At 44.1% G+C, this 4,702-nt stretch carries 8 protein-coding genes; 3 read left to right on the forward strand and 5 right to left on the reverse strand.

From position 1 onward, the window contains the following. On the forward strand, positions 1 to 204 hold a 204-nt coding region (locus ACYVTD_RS09810), incomplete at its 5' end, for a hypothetical protein (RefSeq protein ID WP_461247598.1). 56 nt (positions 205 to 260) lie between these two features. Here ACYVTD_RS09810 and ACYVTD_RS09815 read toward each other — a convergent pair. Then, complete coding sequence (locus ACYVTD_RS09815) at positions 261 to 722, reverse strand: ORF6N domain-containing protein (RefSeq protein ID WP_461247605.1); 462 nt, start codon at positions 720 to 722, stop codon at positions 261 to 263. Positions 723 to 768: 46 nt separating this feature from the next. Here ACYVTD_RS09815 and ACYVTD_RS09820 point away from each other — a divergent pair, with 46 nt between their 5' ends. Continuing rightward, positions 769 to 1,044: a type II toxin-antitoxin system Phd/YefM family antitoxin gene (locus tag ACYVTD_RS09820; protein WP_461247599.1), complete on the forward strand. Its 276-nt coding sequence runs from the start codon at positions 769 to 771 to the stop codon at positions 1,042 to 1,044. A 3-nt stretch (positions 1,045 to 1,047) separates the two neighbouring features. Then, complete coding sequence (locus ACYVTD_RS09825) at positions 1,048 to 1,353, forward strand: type II toxin-antitoxin system RelE family toxin (protein WP_461247600.1); 306 nt, start codon at positions 1,048 to 1,050, stop codon at positions 1,351 to 1,353. 22 nt (positions 1,354 to 1,375) lie between these two features. On the opposite strand, the gene ACYVTD_RS09830 is transcribed toward ACYVTD_RS09825, so the two are convergent. The 4 genes from ACYVTD_RS09830 to secD form a co-directional block, all read right to left on the reverse strand. After that, a complete protein-coding gene (locus tag ACYVTD_RS09830; RefSeq protein ID WP_461247601.1) occupies positions 1,376 to 1,483 on the reverse strand; it encodes an ORF6N domain-containing protein in 108 nt (35 codons plus the stop codon). Between the two features lie 248 nt (positions 1,484 to 1,731). Beyond that, positions 1,732 to 2,607: a 4-hydroxy-3-methylbut-2-enyl diphosphate reductase gene (ispH, locus tag ACYVTD_RS09835; protein ID WP_461247602.1), complete on the reverse strand. Its 876-nt coding sequence runs from the start codon at positions 2,605 to 2,607 to the stop codon at positions 1,732 to 1,734. Continuing rightward, the gene (gene secF, locus ACYVTD_RS09840) at positions 2,604 to 3,788 is read right to left on the reverse strand and encodes a protein translocase subunit SecF (protein ID WP_461247603.1); all 1,185 of its coding nucleotides are present in this window, start codon (positions 3,786 to 3,788) and stop codon (positions 2,604 to 2,606) included. Before secF ends, ispH begins: the two co-directional genes overlap by 4 nt. After that, positions 3,788 to 4,702 (reverse strand): protein translocase subunit SecD (secD, locus tag ACYVTD_RS09845; protein ID WP_461247604.1); only part of this gene is annotated, 915 nt, incomplete at its 5' end. The genes secF and secD, both read right to left, overlap by 1 nt.

Here is a 4,702-nt window from a genome sequence, read left to right on the forward strand (position 1 = left end):
ATGGCGACAGAAATAATAGAAAATGTTATTTTTTTAACAATTAATATGCGTGTCGGCGATAATTGGTATTCTACCTTTTTTGACGAAATAAACGGTAAACTTATCAATTGGGAAACCCAGCGCATTTTTAAAAGGGCTTTTAATACTATTATGAATTATTTCGATAAAAACAATTCATCTTCTGACGATACGGACGATGAATAATGTTAATAAGAGCGGATAATGTGCGCTTATGTTAAATTGAAAGAAGTTGTCCAACTCTATTCCCCAGCCGTAAACCCAATTCTTTTAGCCTTCGGCGGCTTTGCAATAAGGTTATTCAAGGCAACGATTATTTCATTCACTCTTTTGTCGTTTTTTTCCATGTAAAGCATAAGCAACTTGCGGAGTTCCGCCATTTGTTCATCATTGTCTGATTTATCATGTACAGGGTTTGCAATGTAACGCCGCATTTCAATGAAAGCCTTGACAACCGCTATATTAATTTTTGTAGCAATCTTGCTGTTCAAGACGGAAGACAGCATTATTACGCCATGCTCCGTAAAGGCAAATGGCAACTTCCGTCTACCGCCCCAACTTGAAGTCGCAATTTGCGACTTCAAGTTTGAGGTCGCAAATTGCGACCTCAAGAACTCATATTCTTCTTCTGTCAACTGAAACATGAAATCAAGCGGGAAACGCTTAATATTATGTTTTACAGCTTGACAATTATTAAAAAATATATATAATTATACATATAATACTATATATTATTATATGGAGAAAAATATGTTGGTAGAAACAAAACAAATGGTGCCCATTACTCGGCTTCAAAAGGAACTTACTCAGACGGTTCGTAAATTATCAGATTCGGGAAAAGCCGTATATATTTTAAAAAATAATAATATGGAGGCGGTATTACTTTCATATCAGGAATATGAGCATTTAAAAATGCTGGAAGAAATAGTTGAACAATATGAAATAAAAAAAATGATAGAAACCCGCATGGAAAAATACAATCCAAAAAAAAATGTCTCATGGGATAAAATTAAGGAAAAAATATAAACCGTGGAAATAAAATTAATTCCAGAAGCCGAAAAAGATTATAAATCTCTTGATGGAAGCATAAAAAAACTGGTTAATGAAAAAATTGACGATTTAAAAAACAATGCATATCTAGGCGAAGAATTAGGAAATAAAAACAATATAGACTTGTCAGGATTTTACAAAATATATGTTGCGAATAAGAAATACAGAATTGTTTACAGAATAGTAAAAGATGAAATAGAAATAATTGAAATATGGGGCATAGGAAAAAGGGACAAGCTTGAAGTATATAAAAATGTCGGAAAAAGAATAAAAAAGAGGAAGTGAGAATATCCCCAGCCACACACCCTTAACCTTTTAGCCTTCGGCGGCATGGCATTATAACGCCATGCTCCGTAAAGGCAAATGGCAACTTCCGTCTCCCACCCCAACTTGAGGTCGCAAATTGCGACCTCAAGTTTTCATATGCGTTCTAAGATGTATGCCTAAATCCCAAATACTGAAAAATATCCCTCGCTAGGTAAAAAGCCGAGCTTATGCGAAGCCCTGCCGGTGATATTGTCGTGGTTTGCCTATAATGCCACGCCAGAGCGTGCGGAGAAAATGTCACGACACCAAATCACCGGCAGGGCTTTGCATAAGTCGGCTTTTATATAAAGTGATAATATTTTTCGCTATTAACTTCTTTAGGCATACATCTTGCCTTTACTTGCGCTTCAGCTCCCTATCAATCTCAAGAATCACCGAATCCGGCGTGGAAGCCCCGGCGCTCAAGCCCACCGTCTTGTAAGAGCGGAACTCAGGCGGTATCTCGCTTGCGTTTTCAATTAACACGCAGGGTTTGCCGCTTTCTTTCGCTATTTCCAGCAGGCGGTTTGTGTTGGCGGATTTTTTGCCGCCGGCGATAATTACGGCGTCTACGTCGTTTAACAGATCGCGTATCGCCTGCTGGCGGTCTTTTGTGGAGGCGCAGATGGTCTGTATTATCTGCAGATTCGGGAAAAACATTCCGATGGCGGCTCCTATCGAATTATACAGTTCTTCGGAAATGGTGCTTTGCCCTAAAAGGGCGGTTTTTGTGTCGTGGTTCGCCTTGTAAAACTTTTTTGCCTCTTTTCCGGCGTCGGAGGCGTTGTCCACTACCACGCAGAAAGGGGCGTTGCAGGATTTCACGTAACCAAGGATTCCCTCAATTTCAGCGTGGCTTTTTTCACCCGCGAGAAAAATGCCGTACCCGGCGCGCGCAAGCTCTTCGGCCTTTAACTGGCTCGCCTTTACTCTGGGGCAGGTGGCGTCTACAATATTCGCCCCCTTGTCGTGCAGATCGTTTTCAATTTCTGGAGCAACACCGTGAGCGCGAATTATAACAGAACAGCCTTTTACGTTTTCTTCATGCGGCGGAAGTTCTTCTATTCCCTTGATCTTCAAATCGTACAAAACTTCCGGGTTATGAATTAACGGGCCAAGTGAAAAAACACGGGTGGACGAACCTTTAACGCGCGCCGTTTCTTCGGCGGCGATATCAAGCGCGTGGCGCACGCCCATGCAGAAGCCTAAAACTTTTGAACGGATTACCTTCATTTACTCTTTTTTTTCAGTTTTTCCCAGAAATACACAAAACCCGTTGCGACATAAAGCGAGGTATACACACCGGATACCAAACCGACAAGAAGAGCCAAGGCAAAATCCTTCATTGAACCTGTCGTAAAGATAAATAGGGACAATACCGCAAGCATGGTTGTAAACGTGGTGATAATTGAACGCCCGAGAACGCCCGTTAATGAAATATTTAACACGTCGACAAACGGGGCATCGGGATAGATTTTGTTGTTTTCCCTGATACGGTCGAATATGACGATTGTGTTATTGATCGAATAACCGATAATCGTAAGAATCGCGGCAATCGTGCTGGTGGTAAATTCCATGCGCGTCCAAACGACAAACGCCACAATTACAATGGTGTCATGGATAATGGCAAGCACCGCGCCTACGGCGTACTGCGGCTTAAAGCGGATTGTAGCGTATAACAAAATCAACACTAGGGTAAGGGCCAAAAGAATGCCCGCCTGATCCGTAAGGTCCTTTGAAAAACGCGAACCAACATAATCGGAACGGAGCGTCGCAACCTCCCCTTTCCCGAAATGGGCCTCCAAAAGCCCCGTTACCTGATCTGAACGTATTCTGCCGTCATCCTTGTCTTCGATACGGATCATAAAATGGCGATCCTGCGGAGAGCCGACATTCTGCACGGAAAAACCCTGCGTAACGCCCGCCAACGCCGTCCTTACTTCGGCAATATCAACAGGGGGGCTTTGCGGCTCAATGTAATGCACCACATAGGGAGTATCGCCAAGGTAGGGATTTCCCAAAGAACTGAACAGCAGCCATTGGGTATTAACGCTTTCTTTCGCGGAAAGAGTTACTTCGATGCCTTCCAACTGCTGGGTTAAAGCGCGGGAAAGGGCGCCAATGGTGTTATAATCGCCAAATGAAAAAGTATACGTCCTATTCTCCACGCCGGAACCGGAAATAACGATGAAAAGGTTATTGCGGTCGAAAGAAAGAATCGCGCTTGTCGTGCCGGACCAGCGCAGGCTGAAAGCGGTCGGTGCGAACTGCACTTCCTGAATAAGACCCGCCTGAAAATCGACGCCAAGTGCGAAACCTTTTGTAAGAAATCCCGTAACGCCGACAATTACAATGATGATTGAAATAATGGCGGCGGGAAGAAAAAATTTGGAAAAATGTAATATCTTTTTCATTAACTTACCTTTATTCCTTTTTTATCGAGCGCGTCACTCTGAATTTTGGTTGTCCAGCTTACGGAAAGATCCTTTGGATGGAAAACATCGGTGCTAAAGTCGAAGATAAGCCGCGACACAAAGAGCGCCGTAAAGACCGATGAGAATACTCCGATTGAAAGGCTTACCGCAAATCCCTTAATGGGGCCCGAACCAAGCTGGGAAAGGAACAGCGCCGCGATAAACGTGGTAATGTTGCCGTCCATAATCGCCCAGAACGCCTTGTCAAAACCCGCTTCTATTACCGCCTTGCGCGATTTGCCCAGGCGCATTTCTTCCTTCATGCGCTCGAAAATAATTACGCTCGCGTCTACCGCCATGCCGATTGTTAAAATAAAACCTGCTATTGCGGGTAACGTCAGCGTAAAGTTAAGCGCGGAAAGAATGCTGAACATAATGTAAAAGTTTAATATTTGCGCGACGACGGCGTTAATGCCGGATATTTTATAATATATGAGCATAAAAACTAAAACCGCGGCGACGCCGCCTAACAGGGCGAAAAGCCCCTGCTTTATCGTGTCCTCGCCCATCGACGCGCCTATGCTTTGCTGGCTTGCGACTTCAAGTTCCACGGGAAGGGCCGCCGTCCTTAAAAGCAGGGCGAGATTGTTCGCCTCGTCCAAGCCAAACCCGGATATGCGCACCGAGTCGTGGATGGGCTGCGTGATTGTGGCGCGCGACCTTACCTTGTCGTCAAGAACGATGGTCAGCATTTTGTCCACATTCGCGGACGTAAGCCGGTAGAAAATTTCCCCGCCTTCGCCGTCCAGCCTAAAAGTAACTTCCGGCTTTCCGTCCATATTATTTCGATCAACAACGGCTTCCTGTATGTGGTTTCCGTCGAGGCCTACTTCTTTTTTTACGGCGATTATAAC

The sequence above is a fragment of the Treponema sp. R6D11 genome, from assembly GCF_054786075.1.